Origin of the sequence: Streptomyces sp. NPDC020747, from assembly GCF_044334695.1 — a bacterium.
In the GTDB taxonomy this organism is placed as follows: Bacteria; Actinomycetota; Actinomycetes; order Streptomycetales; family Streptomycetaceae; genus Streptomyces.
The window spans coordinates 37,653-52,642 of the sequence record NZ_JBIRTJ010000002.1 but is presented as its reverse complement, the minus strand read 5'-3'; the positions used below and the strand labels follow the sequence as shown (position 1 = coordinate 52,642).

Genomic DNA, 14,990 nt, shown 5'->3' with positions numbered 1-14,990 from the left:
ATGTACGAACTCTTCAAGGACCTCGGCGGCTGGCTGGTCAGCGACGAGCAGTGGACCGGCCCCGACGGCATCGGCCACCGCCTCGCCGAGCACCTCCAGTACTCCCTCCTCGCCACCCTCGTGGCCGCCGCGATCGCCCTCCCCGTGGGCCTGCTGATCGGCCACACGGGCAGGGGCGCGTTCCTCGCGATCAACCTCGCGTCCTTCGGCCGCGCGCTGCCCACCGTCGGCCTGGTCGTACTCGTCTTCCTGGCGAGCGGCCTGTCGATGTGGCCGGTGTACGTGGCCCTGGTCGCCCTCGCCGTCCCGTCGATCGTGACCAACACGTACGCGGGCATGACCGCCGTCGACCCGGACGTGAAGGACGCGGCACGCGGCCAGGGCATGCGCTGGCACCAGGTCCTCCTCCAGGTCGAACTGCCCCTCGCGCTCCCGCTGATCATGACGGGCCTGCGACTGGCGCTGATCCAGGTGGTGGCCACGGCCACGATCGCGGCGTACGTCTCATTCGGCGGGCTGGGCCGGTACGTGTTCGACGGGCTCGCCCAGCGGGACCTCGTGCAGGTGCTGGGCGGGGCGGTGCTCGTCGCCCTGGTCGCCGTTGTGCTCGACCTGGGCCTGAGCGGGGTGCAGCGGGTGCTGTTCCGTCATCGCCCCGCGTAGGCGGAGCCGCGCACTGTCACAGCCCCGCGCCCCTGAAGGGGCGCCCCCGATCTCTGCAACTCCCCCTCAGGAGCTTCCTCCATGAATCGACGTACTCTCCTCGGCGGGCTCTTCGCCGCCGCGTCCGTTCCCGCTCTCGCCGCGTGCAGCAGCGGGATCACCTCGCTCGACGGCGGGGGCAGCGCCGGTGGTGGGGGCGGGTCCAGCAAGGACGGTGTCACCATCGGCACCGCCAACTTCACCGAGAACCAGGTGCTCGGCTTCCTCTACGCGGCCGTACTGGAGGCCGCCGGTGTGAAGACGAAGGTCCGCCCGAACCTCGGCACCCGCGAGATCCTCATCCCCGCCCTCAAGGGCGGCGACATCGACCTGCTCCCCGAGTACCAGGGCGCCCTCCTGCACTACCTCTCCCCCAAGGCGAAGGCCACGGAGGAGGGCGAGATGCAGAACGCCCTCGCGATCGCGCTGCCCGCCGGGCTCCAGGTGCTGCCGTACGGCATGGCCGAGGACTCCGACGCGTTCGTCGTCACGCAGGAGACGGCCGACAAGTACGGCCTGTCCTCCCTCGCCGACCTGAAGAAGCAGAACGGCAAGCTCGTCATCGGCGCCGCGCCCGAGGTCAAGAAGCGCGAGGTCGGCTCGGTGGGCCTGAAGGACGTGTACGGGGTGGAGTTCAAGGAGTTCAAGTCCCTCGACTCCTCCGGCCCGTTGGTGAAGGGCGCCCTGAAGAAGGGCGACGTGGACGTGGCGAACCTCTTCACCACCGACACCGACATCGTGGCCAACAAGTGGGTCGTCCTCACCGACCCCAAGAACCTCATCCCCGGCCAGCACATCGTCCCCCTCATAGCCGACCGCAAGGCCGACTCGACGGTCCGCAAGGCCCTCGCCGAGCTGGGCAACGTACTCACGACCGAGGACCTGACCGAGCTGAACCGCAAGGTCGACAAGGACAAGAAGGACCCGGAGGACGTGGCGAACGCCTACGCGAAGGAGAAGGGCCTCACGAACTAGGGCCCGGCCCGGCGGGACCCGTCGTCGGCGGCCCCACCTCGTGGGGAACAACCCAACGGCGACAGGGGGGCTAACCCCCGTGCCAACCCGGCTCCGGCTCTCTACCGTTGGATTATGACCGGTATGGAAGCCCGCGACGCCGAACTCAAGAAGGAACTCGACGCCACCTTGCACGCACGCAAGGAACTGGGCGAAGAGTACGAGTCCGCGCTGGTCGACTCGTTCCTGGAGAAGGTCGAGCAGCGCCTGGACGGCGCGGTCGACCGCCGGGTGCGTCGTCAGCTCGCGGAACAGCAGATGGTGGTGGCCCGGGGCTCGCGCTCCCCGCAGGGATCCTCGGACTCCTTCGGCGAACGCTTCGGCTTCGGCATCGTCTCGCTGGTCCTCGCGATCCCCCTGTCCGCGATCGGCGGCGGTATCGGGGGCCTGCCCGGCCTGCTCACCGCCTGGGCGGGCATCGTGGGGGTCAACGTGGTCCAGGCCGCACGCAACTCACCGAACTTCTTCGGCCGCCGCAAGTCCTCCCAGGACAGCGAGTGGGAGGACTGACGGAAAAGACAGGACGCGCACGACACGCACGACACACAGAGCTCAGGGAGCACGGGGAACGCCGAAGGGCCCGGTACCTGTAGAGGTACCGGGCCCTTCGCGAGCTTGCGCGGGGACCGCCGCACCCCCGATACCGGGGGGCGGGACGACGGCGGTCCCCGCGAGGGACGCGGGCCGGGTCAGGGCCGGGCTTCGCGTCCGTGGCGACCATGGAGGTCCGGGAGCCGCTCCGGAGGTCCTTGGCGCCGTTTCGGTGCCGGCCGGGGCGGGGAGCCGCTCCCGCCCTTGCCGACATCCACCAATGTGCCGGACGCGTGTTAAGCGTGTGCTGCGCGGACGTGACGCGCTCGTACCACTTCCACGAAGTTCCGCCGTGATCGCTCACACCCGGAAGTCCCCCTCCGGGGCGCGCGGTTCACCGGACGTTCCTACTGGTGTCCACCCTTGGCCAGGAAGGACAACAGGTCCTGCCTGCTGACGACACCGGTGGGCTTGCCCTCGACCAGGACGATCGCCGCGTCGGCGCGACCGAGCACGGTCATCAGGTCGCCCACGGGTTCACCGGAGCCGACCTGGGGGAGCGGCGCCGACATGTGCTTCTCCAGCGGGTCGGAGAGCGAGGCCCGCTGGGTGAACAGCGCGTCGAGCAGCTCGCGTTCGACGACGGACCCGACGACCTCCGCCGCCATGACGTCCGGGTGACCGGCGCCGGGCTTGACGATCGGCATCTGCGAGACGCCGTACTCGCGCAGCACCTCGATGGCCTCGCCGACCGTCTCGTCCGGGTGCATGTGGACGAGGGACGGGATGGCCCCGTGCACCTTGTCGCTCAGGACGTCGGCGACACGGGCGCTGGGCCCCTCGTCCTCCAGGAACCCGTAGTCGGCCATCCACTCGTCGTTGAAGATCTTGCTGAGATAGCCGCGCCCGCTGTCGGGCAGCAGCACGACCACGACGTCGTCCGGACCGAGCCGCTCGGCGACGTGCAGTGCGGCCACGACGGCCATGCCGCACGAGCCGCCGACCAGCAGCCCCTCCTCCTTGGCGAGCCGCCGGGTCATCTGGAAGGAGTCCTTGTCGGACACGGCGACGATCTCGTCGGCGACGGTGCGGTCGTACGCGGTCGGCCAGAAGTCCTCGCCGACGCCCTCCACGAGGTACGGCCGCCCGGACCCGCCGGAGTACACGGACCCCTCGGGGTCGGCGCCGACGACCTGGACCTTCCCGTCACTGACGTCCTTGAGGTACCGCCCGGTCCCGGAGATGGTGCCGCCGGTGCCCACGCCCGCCACGAAGTGGGTGATCCGCCCCTCCGTCTGCTCCCACAGCTCGGGGCCGGTGGAGTGATAGTGCGAGCGGGGATTGTCGGGGTTGGAGTACTGGTCGGGCTTCCAGGCACCCGGGGTCTCCCGCACCAGCCGGTCCGAGACGTTGTAGTACGAGTCGGGGTGCTCGGGGTCGACCGCGGTGGGGCAGACGACGACGTCGGCGCCGTACGCCCGCAGCACGTTGATCTTGTCGGTGCTCACCTTGTCGGGGCACACGAAGATGCACTTGTAGCCCTTCTGCTGGGCCACGATGGCAAGGCCCACACCGGTGTTTCCACTGGTCGGCTCGACGATCGTGCCGCCCGGCTGCAGCGCGCCGCTCTTCTCGGCGGCCTCGATCATGCGCAGGGCGATGCGGTCCTTCACGGAACCGCCGGGGTTGAAGTACTCGACCTTCGCGAGGACGGTCGCCTGGATGCCGGCGGTCACGCTGTTGAGCCTCACCAGCGGGGTGTTGCCGACGAGACTGATCATCGAGTCGTGGAATTGCACCGTTGTCTCCGGAGCTGAAAAGAAGTGGTCGGGGTGGCCGTCAGACTATGCCCCCTCCTGGGCGTTCACGTCGCGTTGAGATTGGCCGACGGTCCGTACGGGGCAAGGAGTGGGTGTACGGCAAAGAGGAGGTGGCGGCTACGCATGACGAGCTTGTCGAGAGCGAGGGTGGCACGCCGGATCGCCGCGGGCGCCGCGTACGGCGGCGGCGGGATCGGTCTGCTGGGCGCGGCGACGGTCGGGGTGGTGCTGGCCGAGGTCCAGCTGGCGAAGCGCCAGGTGGGGAACGGCCACAGCCCCCATCCGCCGAGCGCGGACGGGCTGTACGGGTATGTGTACGCCGGCTCCGAGGAACCGCTGCGCCTGACGATGCTGGGTGACTCCACGGCGGCGGGGCAGGGGGTGCACCGGGCCCGTCAGACGCCGGGGGCGCTGCTCGCCTCCGGGCTCGCGGCGGTGGCGGAGCGGCCGGTGCGGCTGCGGAACGTGGCGCTGCCCGGCGCCCAGTCCGACGACCTCGACCGCCAGGTCGCGGTGGTTCTCGGGGCGCCGGAAGGGATCCCCGACGTATGCGTGATCATGGTCGGCGCGAACGACGTGACACACCGGATGCCGGCGACACGCTCGGTCCGCCACCTCTCGGCGGCGGTACGCCGGCTGCGTACGGCGGGTGCCGAGGTGGTCGTGGGCACGTGCCCCGACCTGGGCACCATCGAGCCGGTCCAGCAGCCGCTGCGGTGGCTGGCACGGCGGGCCTCGCGGCAGCTCGCGGCCGCCCAGACCATCGGGACGGTGGAGCAGGGCGGGCGGACGGTGTCGCTGGGCGACCTGCTGGGTCCTGAGTTCGCGGCGAATCCGCGGGAGCTGTTCGGGCCCGACAACTACCACCCCTCCGCCGAGGGGTACGCGACGGCCGCGATGGCGGTGCTGCCCACGGTGTGCGCGACTCTGGGCCTGTGGCCGGCGGAGGAGGATCGTCCGGACGTCTCCCGTCGGGAGGGGTTCCTGCCGGTGGCCCGGGCGGCCGCGGAGGCCGCGTCCGAGGCGGGTACGGAGGTCACCGCGGCGATGCCCACGGGGCCGCGTGCCCCCTGGGCCCTCCTCAAGCGCCGCCGCCGCCACCGCGTCCCGGCGACGGACCCGTCCCCGACGACGACCCGGGAACCGTCCGCCTGACCGGGGTTCCCGTGCCTTTCGGGGGCCGGCCCCCGAACCCCCGCTCCTCAAACGCCGGAGGGGCTGATTTCAGCCCGTCCGGCGTTTGAGGACGAGCGCGTCAGCGCGATGCGGGGGTCTGGGGGCGCAGCCCCCAGGGACGGGACGGGAAGGGGCGGCGGGGGCGAGAAAAGCAAGCGCTTAGACAAATGCGGCCCGAGTCACACACCCACACCCGTGACCTCGCCCATACGTACGGGTAACTTCCCAGACAGGTCCGCCTACACCCCCGTTACGCCAATGGAGCCGTCATGCCGGAAGCCGTAATCGTCTCGACCGCCCGCTCCCCCATCGGCCGCGCCTTCAAGGGCTCCCTCAAGGACCTGCGCCCGGACGACCTCACCGCCACGATCATCCAGGCGGCCCTCGCCAAGGTCCCCGAGCTGGACCCCAAGGACATCGAGGACCTGATGCTCGGCTGCGGCCTCCCCGGCGGCGAGCAGGGCAGCAACCTCGGCCGCATCGTCGCCGTACAGATGGGGATGGACCACCTCCCCGGCTGCACGATCACCCGTTACTGTTCCTCCTCGCTCCAGACGACCCGCATGGCCCTGCACGCCATCAAGGCGGGCGAGGGCGACGTCTTCATCTCGGCGGGCGTGGAGATGGTGTCCCGCTTCACGAAGGGCAACTCCGACAGCCTCCCGGACACGCAGAACCCCCTCTTCGCGGACGCGCAGGCCCGCACCGCGGAGGTCGCCGCCAGCGAGGGCGCGAGCTGGCACGACCCCCGCGAGGACGGCATCGTCCCCGACCCGTACATCGCGATGGGCCAGACCGCGGAGAACCTCGCCCGCATCAAGGGCGTCACCCGCCAGGACATGGACGAGTTCGGCGTCCGCTCGCAGAACCTCGCCGAGGAAGCCATCAAGAACGGCTTCTGGGAGCGCGAGATCACCCCGGTCACGACCCCGGACGGCACGGTCGTCTCCAAGGACGACGGCCCCCGCGCCGGCGTCACCCTCGAAGGCGTCCAGGGCCTCAAGCCGGTCTTCCGCCCGGACGGACTCGTCACGGCGGGCAACTGCTGCCCGCTGAACGACGGCGCCGCCGCGGTCGTCATCATGAGCGACACCAAGGCCCGCGAGCTCGGCCTGACCCCCCTCGCCCGCGTCGTCTCGACCGGCGTCACCGGCCTCTCCCCCGAGATCATGGGCCTCGGCCCGGTCGAGGCGTCGAAGCAGGCCCTGGGCCGCGCCGGCCTGACCGTCGACGACATCGACCTCTTCGAGATCAACGAGGCGTTCGCCGCCCAGGTGATCCCCTCCTACCGCGACCTGAACATCCCGCTGGAGAAGCTGAACGTGAACGGCGGCGCGATCGCGGTCGGCCACCCCTTCGGCATGACCGGCGCCCGCATCACCGGCACGCTCATCAACTCCCTCCAGTTCCACGACAAGCAGTTCGGCCTGGAGACGATGTGCGTCGGCGGCGGCCAGGGCATGGCGATGGTCATCGAGCGCCTGAGCTAGTAGCAGAAACCACACGGGAGCCACCACAGGTGTCGGAGCCCGAACCGAAGCACCGCGCCTGTGACCGCAGTTGAACGCAGCGTGACCGAATCGGCCCGGAACCCCGCAACCACCGGGGCTACGGGCCGATTTGTGATCCAATCTCCCCCAGGATGTGACCTATCTCCCTCTGGAGAGGGATTTACGCAGGTCAGAGCCGTTACGCAACCAAACATCGGGCCTAAAGTCCTGTCCCTTTCGTGACGTTACGCACTGACAGCTGGTTAGTCCGCCCTTCAAGCTGATGTAGGAAGTCGGGGGTCGACTTTGAACCGGGAGTACGTCAGTGAGCACCACGTCTCTTGCTCTGCTGCTCGCCACAGCCACCACCACGGCCGTGGGCGTCGCCGTTCTGCGCACTCTGCTGGCGCTGCGCCGACAGGTCGCGGCCCTGCACACCCAGCTCGCCGAGAGCCGGGCCACAGCCGTCCGCGGCCTCGTGCCGTCCGCGCGCTCGACCACGGACACGGACGAGATACGTGCCGCCGTGGCCGAGGCGCTCGCCGAGGAGCGGGAGCGGGAGCTCGCCGAGGCCCGGGCGTTCTGGGCCGCCCAGGAGGCGCGTGACGCCTCGGACTCGCCCACCCTGCTCGGCCTGCCGGACAGTGATCTGTTCCTGCCGCGGCAGTCGGACTTCGCGGGTCTTGAGCACCTGGAGCCGGTGACCGAGCCGGCCGCCGACGCCGACGAGTTCGCCGGGGACTCCCCCGAACTGGCCGCGGCCCGCCGCCGTCACCCCTCGCACCCGGACTTCGTACCGGTCCAGTCACCGGTCGTGAACGACCACGAACGCACGGTGTCCTGCCTGGAGGAACTGGCCGAGTCCCGCACGGAACTCGCCGACATCCGCCCCGGTCCGCTCGGCACCCTCGACGTCTACGTCTTCGCCGACGGCACCACCCTCTGCATGACCCCGGGCCACCGCGAAACCGCCGAACGCCTCGCCGACTCCCTCCGCACGGGCCACCCCCCGGTCCTCCTCGGCGGCTCCGGAGTCTCAGGCGCCTACGCCCTGACCTTCGAGTGCGCCGACGAGAACGTCTACGTCCTGGCGGACCGGGTCATAGCTTCCCTGTGAAACACACCCCAGCAGGAGCGCCCCTCTAGGGGCGCGGGGAACTGCGCAACCAGCCACGACGCAACCGCAGTCGCCATCGCACCTCAGACCCCCGCCCTCTTCTGCGCCTCCTCGACAACCCGCACAGCGTCCACGACCTCGTCCCCCGTGGTCAGCACAACCGCCAAGTCGTTCCCAGCCAGAGTGATCTGATCGGCCGCGGCGAACATCCCCGCGTCAGGCATCTCCAGAGGCTCCCGCAAGGGGTCCTCCAACCGCTGGGCACGCAGTGCCAACTCCCTGGCCAGCCCCAGCGCTTCCGCGGCGGCCCCCCGTTGCAACCGGCTCTGCGGAGCGGCCCGCAACCGGTCGGCGAAATGTTCCACGGCCCGCGTCAAAGGCGTCGTATCAAGCACGCGCCGACCCTACGCGCCTCATCTGGACTGTTGCCAACAGGCCAACGCTCAGGCACGGTGACTTGAAGGACCGGCTTACATCCCATGCGTCCGGAGGCGCCGATGTCCCAAGTCTTCTCCGAGGAGACCCATCGCAATCTGCTCGCCCGCATCCCCCACTGCACCGGTCGTGAGATCTCCGACTGGCTGCGCACCGTCGACGAAGGCCCCGCCCTCTTCCGCTTCGAGGAGAAGGTCAGCTGGCTCCGCGCCGAGCACGACCTCGCGTACGGCCACGCCAAGGCGATCATTCACGAGTACGACCTGAGGAGGGCCGCGCGCAAACTGCTCTGAGCGGTTTCGCTCTGCTCCTGCACCCGAGAAACACGGAAGGGCCCGCGAACCGAGGTTCGCGGGCCCTTCCTGCTGTGATCACACGGCGTGCTAGTCGTTGCCGCTGAAGATCGCGACCAGCCGCAGCATCTCCAGGTAGATCCACACGAGGCTCATGGTGAGGCCGAAGGCGGCCAGCCAGGACTCCTCGCGAGGGGCGCCGTAGGCGATGCCGTCCTCGATCTGCTTGAAGTCGAGCGTCAGGAAGAACGCGCCGAGGACGATCGCGAGAATGCCGACGATCGCGCCCAGCGGGCCCATGCTCCGCAGCCCGCCGTCATCGGCGACCCCGAAGACGACCAGCAGCAGGTTGACCGCCATGACGAGCACGAAGGCGATGGCGATGGCCATGCCGATGCGCGCGTACCGGGCGGTGACGCGGATCCAGCCCGCCTTGTAGATCAGCAGGGTGGCGCCGGACACCGCCATGGTGCCGAGCACGGCCTGGAAGGGCGCGCCACTCCACCGGCTGTTGAACATCTCACTGATCACGCCGAGGAAAACACCCTCGAAGGCGGCGTACGCCAGGATCAGCGGGGGCGAGGCCTTGCGCTTGAAGGCCTGGATCAGCGCGAAGACCATCGCGATGAGCGCGGAGCCGATGGCCAGGCCGAAGCTGGTCGACGTGACCGGCAGCAGCGCCCAGGCGAGCACGGCACCGACGGTGACCGTGCCGAGCGTCATGGCCGTACGCGTGACGACGTCGTCCATCGTCATGCGGCCGGCGGCGGGCGGGGCCTGCGGCGGCGCCCCGTGCTGGAGGTCCTGCGGGGCGTAAGGATTCTGCGCGTACGGGTTGCCGCCCTGCGGGGCGTGCGGGGTGCCCGCGTACGGGTTCCCCTGCGTTCCGACAGCGGGGCCCCCGGCCTGCGGCGCGGTGTTGAAGCCCGCGTGGCCGTTGTCGCGGCTGAACCCCCGTCGCGAGAAGACCGGGTTACTGCTCCTCATTTCACTCCTCCATGGCCACCCTGCGCGGCCTTGGCTCAAGAGTAATGGGTAGGCAAAAGAAAGCCTCTAGTGCCTGGGGAGGATCTTTCCCCTCTTGTGACCGGGAACACCAGGTCGAGACCCGGCATTCCCCGCACCGTTACAACGCCGGTACACCCTGTTCCGGTTCCCTCTTCCGGGGCGTCTCACTCCAGCGGGAAGCCCGTGTATCCCTCGGCGAGGTCCTGCTCGGCGGAGCGTGAGCCCGCGATCCGCTCCAGGCGGGCCAGCTGGATCCGGTCCTCGAACGGCGTCGCGTCGGCCGGCCGGTGCAGCAGCGTCGTCATCTCGTACGAGAACCGCTCGGCCTGCCACACCCGCCGCAGACAGGTCTCGGAGTACGCGTCGAGCCGCTCGGCCGACCCGGTCTCCTTCTCGTACGCCAGGGCCCGCGCGAAGGTGACGACGTCACCGACCGCGAGGTTCAGCCCCTTGGCGCCGGTCGGAGGCACGATGTGGGCGGCGTCACCGGCCAGGAAGAGCCGCCCGTGCCGCATCGGCTCGTGCACATGGCTGCGCATGGGTGTGACGGACTTCTGCGTGATGGGCCCCCGCTCCAGCCGCCACCCGTCCCCCGTCTCGAACCGCCGCTCCAGCTCGTCCCAGATCTCCTCGTCGGCCCACTCCTGCGCGTCCGTGCCCTCGGGCACCTGGAGGTAGAGCCGCGAGACGACGGGCGACCGCATGGACAGCAGGGCGAAGCCGCGGTCGTGCCGGGCGTAGACGAGCTCGTCGTGCGAGGGAGGCACATCGGCGAGGATCCCGAGCCACCCGAACGGGTACGTCCGCTCGAAGACCCGGGTGAGCTCGGCGGGAATCGCCTTGCGTGCGACCCCCCAGAACCCGTCGCACCCGACCACGTACGAGCACTCCAGCACGTCCTCGCGGCCCTCGTGCCGAAAGCGCACCCGCGGGGCATCGCCGTCCGCCCCCTCCACGGCGAGGGCCTCCGCCTCGAAGAGCAGCGGCCCGCCCTCCTTGAGCTGAAGCGCGATGAGGTCCTTGCACACCTCGGTCTGGGCGTAGACCATCACGGACCGCCCACCGGTCAGAGCGGGGAAGTCGACCCGGTGCCGCCGCCGGTCGAACCGCAGCTCGATGCCGTCGTGCCGCAGCCCCTCACGGTCCATGCGCTCACCGGCGCCCGCGGCCCGCAGCACGTCCACGGTCCCCTGCTCCAGGATCCCGGCCCGCTGCCGCTGCTCCACATAGGCCCGGTCCCGGCTCTCCAGCACGACGGAGTCGATCCCCGCGTTGTGCAGCAGCCGCGCCAGCAGCAGCCCGGCCGGTCCGGCCCCGATGATCCCGACGGTGGTACGCATCGACACGCCCCTTCGCGCTCCGACTACTCAAGTGGACGACATCCACGCTGTTCGCCCAGTGAAATATAATTCACCAAATTGCTACGCTGAGTCTCCGACGGGCGGAACCCGCTGTCAACGGTTGTGGGGTGAAGTCTTCAATGAAGGATGCACCCTTCATTGGGATACGCCGGGATACGCCGGGAACGGCGGAAGTGTCGGAGGTGCCCGGAACCGGACTTGAACCGGTACGCCCGCGAGGGGCAGCGAGGTTTAAGCTCGCCGTGTCTGCATTCCACCATCCGGGCAGGCCATGGGCTCCGCGTCGAGTGCTCCGAGCCTATCGGGACAGATCCCCCGAACAGCGGAAGGGCAGCCCGATGTTGTCTTATTTTATTGACGTCTGAGGGTGCATCAGCCCACGGTACGCGCCATCAGCACATGCCAAATGCCGTTCGGACGAAGCTTGGCGGCGTATGGGGAATGACGTGATTTCACCGCCCGAACGAGCGGAATCTGACGAACCGTCGCCGATTCCCTCTCAGGGGCGGACGTCATCCCCAGGTATGACATGGGCACTCCGGGTGCGACCCAAGGCTGTCTTCGGAACCGGAACAGCGGGTGACTACACGGCGCCGATCGACGCAGACGATGGAACGGTCGTCCTCACTCGTCGTCGTACCGACAAGGAGCACCCTCCAGTGACCACCATGCCCCTCGCCGACCGTGCCACCACGGTGGCCGCCCGCGCCTCGGAACTGTCCAAGGTCTATGGACAGGGGGAGACCCAGGTGGTCGCCCTGGGCAGGGTCTCCGTCGACTTCCGGCAGGCCGAGTTCACCGCGATCATGGGCCCCTCCGGCTCCGGCAAGTCCACACTGATGCACTGCGTGGCCGGCCTGGACAGCTTCTCCTCCGGCTCGGTCCGCATCGGCGACACCGAACTCGGCTCCCTCAAGGACAAGCAGCTCACCAAGTTGCGCCGGGACAAGATCGGCTTCATCTTCCAGGCCTTCAACCTCCTGCCGACCCTCACGGCCCTGGAGAACATCACCCTTCCGATGGACATCGCGGGCCGCAAGCCGGACAAGGAGTGGCTCAACACCGTGATCCGGATGGTGGGCCTGGCCGACCGCCTCTCCCACCGCCCCTCCGAGCTCTCCGGCGGCCAGCAGCAGCGCGTCGCCGTGGCCCGCGCGCTGGCCTCCCGCCCGGACATCATCTTCGGCGACGAGCCGACCGGAAACCTGGACTCGCGATCGGGTGCCGAGGTGCTGGGCTTCCTCCGCAACTCCGTACGGGAGATGGGGCAGACCGTCGTCATGGTCACCCACGACCCGGTGGCCGCGGCGTACGCGGACCGCGTGATCTTCCTGGCCGACGGGCGGGTCGTCGACGAGATGCTCTCGCCGACCGCCGACGGCGTCCTCGACCGGATGAAGGACTTCGACGCCAAGGGCCGTACGAGCTAGCCGACAACGCGCCTTCGCACCCCGCCGTGTCTCGTCCCGCCTCCTCCACCAGGACAGAAACCCATGTTCCGTACCGCCCTGCGCAACGTCCTCGCGCACAAGGCCAGGCTGTTGATGACCGTGCTCGCCGTCATGCTCGGCGTCGCCTTCGTCTCCGGCACCCTGGTCTTCACCGACACCTTCGGCAACGCCTACAAGAACAAGTCGGCGAAGAGCTTCGACCACGTCTCGGTCGCCATACAGCCCGAAGGCGGTTCCTACGAGTCCGGTGACGACGGCGAGGCCAAGAAGCCGCCGCGGCTGACCGACGCCCTCCTGAAGAAGACCCAGAACCTGCCCGGCGCCGACTCGGCGATCGGCGGCGTCATGGACTTCACCGCGCTCGCCGACAAGGACGGCAAGCTCGTCGGCGGCGACTGGGGCACCTCCGGTGCCAACTACTACCCCGGCAAGGACGGCAAGGACCCCCGCTACGACTTCACCACGGGCGCGGCACCCAAGTCCGCCGGTGACATCGCGCTCGACTCCAGGACCGCCGGGCGCACCGGCTACAAGGTCGGTGACACGGTCCGCTACTCCACCGACGGCCCGGTGAGGCAGGCGAGGATCAGCGGCGTCTTCGACACCGAGGACGGCAGCGTCCTCGCGGGCGGCAGCCTGGTGTTGTTCGACAACGACACCGCCATGAAGGTCCTCGGCAAGAGCCAGTACGACGAGATCGACGTGAAGGCCGCCGCCGGCACCTCCGAGACGGCGCTGAAGAGCTCGGTCGAGAAGATCCTGCCGAAGGAGACGGTCGCCCTCTCCGGTGCCCAGCTCTCCGCCGACCAGGAGGCGATGATCGAGGAGCAGACCAAGTCGATGAGCCAGGTCCTGCTCATCTTCGCGGGAATCGCCCTGTTCGTCGGAATCTTCATCATCGCCAACACCTTCACCATGCTGGTCGCCCAGCGCACCAAGGAGCTGGCCCTGATGCGCGCCATCGGCGCCTCGCGCCGCCAGGTGACGCGCTCCGTGCTCATCGAGGCGTTCCTCGTGGGCCTGGTGGCCGCGGTGACGGGCTTCGCGCTCGGCGTCGGTGTGGCCGTGGGCCTGGAGTCCCTGATGAACTCCGCGGGCGCCTCCCTGCCCGACGGGCCGATCGTCATCGCCCCGACCACGATCGTCGTCGCGCTGGTCATCGGCGTGGTCGTGACCATGCTGGCCGCCTGGCTGCCGGGCCGCCGCGCCGCGAAGATCCCGCCGGTCGCCGCGATGAACAGCGTCCACGCGACGCCGACCACGCGCGGTCTCGTCGTCCGCAACACCATCGGCTCGATCATCGTCGCCCTCGGCACGGTCATGCTGTTCATGGACGACAACTACGTGAAGGCCGGCGGCGCCGGAGTGATCCTCGTCGGTGTCATCGTCCTCACGCCGCTCCTGTCGCGCCCGTTCATCGCCGCGTCGGCCCCGCTCCTGAAGCCGTTCGGCGTCACGGGCAAGCTGTCCCGGCTCAACGCGGTGCGCAACCCGCGCCGCACGGCCTCCACCGCCGCGGCCCTGATGATCGGCCTGACCCTCATCACGGCGATGACGGTGGTCGCGACCTCCATGAGCAGCGCCATCAACAAGATGGCCGCGGGCTCCCTGAAGGCCGACTACACCGTCTCCATGGCGAACTACCAGCCGCTGGCCCCCGAGGTCGGCGAGAAGCTGGACAAGCTCCCCGACGTCGAGGCGAGCAGCCCGTTGCGCCCCGCCTACGGTGAGTTCGACGGCTCGTTCATCAAGGTCACCGGCGTCGACGAGAAGGCCTTCGGCAAGCTGACGAGCCTCGACTTCACCAGCGGCTCCCTCGCGAACCTGACCGGCACCTCCACGCTGGTCGACAAGGAGACCGCGGACGACAAGGGCCTGAAGACGGGCGACACCGTCCCGGTGAAGTTCGACGACGGCAAGACGGCCCCGCTGAAGGTCGCCGGCGTCTACGAGCAGAACGAGATGATCAACGGTCTGTTCGCGCCGCTCGCCGTGGTCGACCCGCACCTGTCGAAGATCACCGATCAGCAGGTCATGGTGAAGATGAAGGGCGGCGTCTCCGACCGGGCCGAGGACGCCCTCGTCAAGGCCCTGGGCGACAACCCCGCCATCAAGATCCAGGACAAGGACGCGATCAGCAACGAGATCGCCGGCGCGATCAACCTGATCCTGAACATGCTCTACGGCCTCCTGGCGATGGCCATCCTGATCGCGGTCCTCGGTGTCATCAACACCCTGGCCATGTCGGTCTTCGAGCGGAAGCACGAGATCGGCATGATGCGGGCCATCGGTCTCGACCGCGCGAAGGTCAAGCAGATGGTGCGCCTGGAGGCGATCCTCATCTCCCTGTTCGGTGCGGTGCTCGGCATCGGTCTCGGCCTCTTCATGGGCTGGGTGGCGGGCGACAGCATCGCCGGCACGGTGAAGACGTACACCATGGAGATCCCGTTCGGCCGGATCGCCCTCTTCCTCTGCATCGCGGGCCTGGTCGGCGTCCTCGCGGCGATGTGGCCGGCGCGCAGCGCGGCGAAACTGAACCCGCTGATGGCGATCAAGAGCGAGTAGTCACTGGCGGTGCGCACAGGAGTGGGG

At 69.2% G+C, this 14,990-nt stretch carries 13 protein-coding genes and 1 tRNA gene; 9 read left to right on the top strand and 5 right to left on the bottom strand.

The genetic code is table 11. The features are described 5' to 3' along the window. The 3 genes from ACH4YP_RS05360 to ACH4YP_RS05350 all read left to right on the top strand — a co-directional run bounded on the left by ACH4YP_RS05360 (nucleotide 1) and on the right by ACH4YP_RS05350 (nucleotide 2,226). Complete coding sequence (locus ACH4YP_RS05360; RefSeq protein ID WP_398489506.1) at nucleotides 1-663, top strand: ABC transporter permease; 663 nt, start codon at nucleotides 1-3, stop codon at nucleotides 661-663. Between the two features lie 81 nt (nucleotides 664-744). Further along, the gene (locus tag ACH4YP_RS05355) at nucleotides 745-1,677 is read left to right on the top strand and encodes an ABC transporter substrate-binding protein (RefSeq protein ID WP_361061006.1); all 933 of its coding nucleotides are present in this window, start codon (nucleotides 745-747) and stop codon (nucleotides 1,675-1,677) included. A 123-nt stretch (nucleotides 1,678-1,800) separates the two neighbouring features. Further along, nucleotides 1,801-2,226, top strand: a complete 426-nt coding sequence (locus ACH4YP_RS05350; protein ID WP_361061030.1) for a hypothetical protein — start codon at nucleotides 1,801-1,803, stop codon at nucleotides 2,224-2,226. Nucleotides 2,227-2,654: 428 nt separating this feature from the next. Here ACH4YP_RS05350 and ACH4YP_RS05345 read toward each other — a convergent pair whose 3' ends face one another. Beyond that, nucleotides 2,655-4,046, bottom strand: coding sequence for a cystathionine beta-synthase (locus ACH4YP_RS05345; RefSeq protein ID WP_361061004.1), 1,392 nt, complete (start codon nucleotides 4,044-4,046; stop codon nucleotides 2,655-2,657). 144 nt (nucleotides 4,047-4,190) lie between these two features. On the opposite strand from ACH4YP_RS05345, the gene ACH4YP_RS05340 reads away from it, so the two are divergent. The 3 genes from ACH4YP_RS05340 to ACH4YP_RS05330 all read left to right on the top strand — a co-directional run bounded on the left by ACH4YP_RS05340 (nucleotide 4,191) and on the right by ACH4YP_RS05330 (nucleotide 7,850). Further along, nucleotides 4,191-5,222 carry an SGNH/GDSL hydrolase family protein gene (locus ACH4YP_RS05340; RefSeq protein ID WP_361061002.1) on the top strand — a complete coding sequence of 344 codons (1,032 nt, stop codon included), beginning with the start codon at nucleotides 4,191-4,193 and terminating at the stop codon, nucleotides 5,220-5,222. Between the two features lie 290 nt (nucleotides 5,223-5,512). Next, nucleotides 5,513-6,733 carry an acetyl-CoA C-acetyltransferase gene (locus ACH4YP_RS05335; RefSeq protein ID WP_398489505.1) on the top strand — a complete coding sequence of 407 codons (1,221 nt, stop codon included), beginning with the start codon at nucleotides 5,513-5,515 and terminating at the stop codon, nucleotides 6,731-6,733. Between the two features lie 325 nt (nucleotides 6,734-7,058). Then, entirely contained in the window at nucleotides 7,059-7,850 is a 792-nt protein-coding gene (locus ACH4YP_RS05330) for a hypothetical protein (protein ID WP_361060998.1), read from the top strand. Between the two features lie 83 nt (nucleotides 7,851-7,933). Here ACH4YP_RS05330 and ACH4YP_RS05325 read toward each other — a convergent pair whose 3' ends face one another. Continuing rightward, nucleotides 7,934-8,215, bottom strand: a complete 282-nt coding sequence (locus ACH4YP_RS05325) for a hypothetical protein (protein WP_361060996.1) — start codon at nucleotides 8,213-8,215, stop codon at nucleotides 7,934-7,936. Nucleotides 8,216-8,347: 132 nt separating this feature from the next. Between ACH4YP_RS05325 and ACH4YP_RS05320 the strand changes: the two genes are divergently transcribed. Then, a complete protein-coding gene (locus ACH4YP_RS05320; protein ID WP_103550712.1) occupies nucleotides 8,348-8,578 on the top strand; it encodes a DUF4287 domain-containing protein in 231 nt (76 codons plus the stop codon). A gap of 90 nt (nucleotides 8,579-8,668) precedes the next feature. Here the strand turns inward: ACH4YP_RS05320 and ACH4YP_RS05315 are convergent, their stop codons facing one another. From ACH4YP_RS05315 to ACH4YP_RS05305, 3 genes are all read right to left on the bottom strand, one after another. Continuing rightward, nucleotides 8,669-9,565, bottom strand: a complete 897-nt coding sequence (locus tag ACH4YP_RS05315) for a Bax inhibitor-1/YccA family protein (RefSeq protein ID WP_361060993.1) — start codon at nucleotides 9,563-9,565, stop codon at nucleotides 8,669-8,671. A 185-nt stretch (nucleotides 9,566-9,750) separates the two neighbouring features. Beyond that, entirely contained in the window at nucleotides 9,751-10,926 is a 1,176-nt protein-coding gene (locus tag ACH4YP_RS05310) for a 4-hydroxybenzoate 3-monooxygenase (RefSeq protein WP_398489504.1), read from the bottom strand. A gap of 204 nt (nucleotides 10,927-11,130) precedes the next feature. Continuing rightward, nucleotides 11,131-11,213 (bottom strand) — tRNA-Leu (locus tag ACH4YP_RS05305). Between the two features lie 393 nt (nucleotides 11,214-11,606). Between ACH4YP_RS05305 and ACH4YP_RS05300 the strand changes: the two genes are divergently transcribed. Both ACH4YP_RS05300 and ACH4YP_RS05295 read left to right on the top strand, forming a co-directional pair. Continuing rightward, nucleotides 11,607-12,377 carry an ABC transporter ATP-binding protein gene (locus ACH4YP_RS05300; RefSeq protein ID WP_398489503.1) on the top strand — a complete coding sequence of 257 codons (771 nt, stop codon included), beginning with the start codon at nucleotides 11,607-11,609 and terminating at the stop codon, nucleotides 12,375-12,377. A 63-nt stretch (nucleotides 12,378-12,440) separates the two neighbouring features. Continuing rightward, nucleotides 12,441-14,963, top strand: a complete 2,523-nt coding sequence (locus ACH4YP_RS05295; protein ID WP_361060988.1) for an FtsX-like permease family protein — start codon at nucleotides 12,441-12,443, stop codon at nucleotides 14,961-14,963. Nucleotides 14,964-14,990: the final 27 nt, after the last annotated feature.

Bases quoted from the DNA above. Each gene is read 5' to 3' on its own strand.
- ACH4YP_RS05310 (WP_398489504.1), bottom strand. From the start codon at position 10,926: ATGCGTACCACCGTCGGGATCATCGGGGCCGGACCGGCCGGGCTGCTG.
- ACH4YP_RS05335 (WP_398489505.1), top strand. From the start codon at position 5,513: ATGCCGGAAGCCGTAATCGTCTCGACCGCCCGCTCCCCCATCGGCCGC.
- ACH4YP_RS05355 (WP_361061006.1), top strand. From the start codon at position 745: ATGAATCGACGTACTCTCCTCGGCGGGCTCTTCGCCGCCGCGTCCGTT.
- ACH4YP_RS05340 (WP_361061002.1), top strand. From the start codon at position 4,191: ATGACGAGCTTGTCGAGAGCGAGGGTGGCACGCCGGATCGCCGCGGGC.
- ACH4YP_RS05360 (WP_398489506.1), top strand. From the start codon at position 1: ATGTACGAACTCTTCAAGGACCTCGGCGGCTGGCTGGTCAGCGACGAG.
- ACH4YP_RS05350 (WP_361061030.1), top strand. From the start codon at position 1,801: ATGGAAGCCCGCGACGCCGAACTCAAGAAGGAACTCGACGCCACCTTG.
- ACH4YP_RS05320 (WP_103550712.1), top strand. From the start codon at position 8,348: ATGTCCCAAGTCTTCTCCGAGGAGACCCATCGCAATCTGCTCGCCCGC.
- ACH4YP_RS05295 (WP_361060988.1), top strand. From the start codon at position 12,441: ATGTTCCGTACCGCCCTGCGCAACGTCCTCGCGCACAAGGCCAGGCTG.
- ACH4YP_RS05315 (WP_361060993.1), bottom strand. From the start codon at position 9,565: ATGAGGAGCAGTAACCCGGTCTTCTCGCGACGGGGGTTCAGCCGCGAC.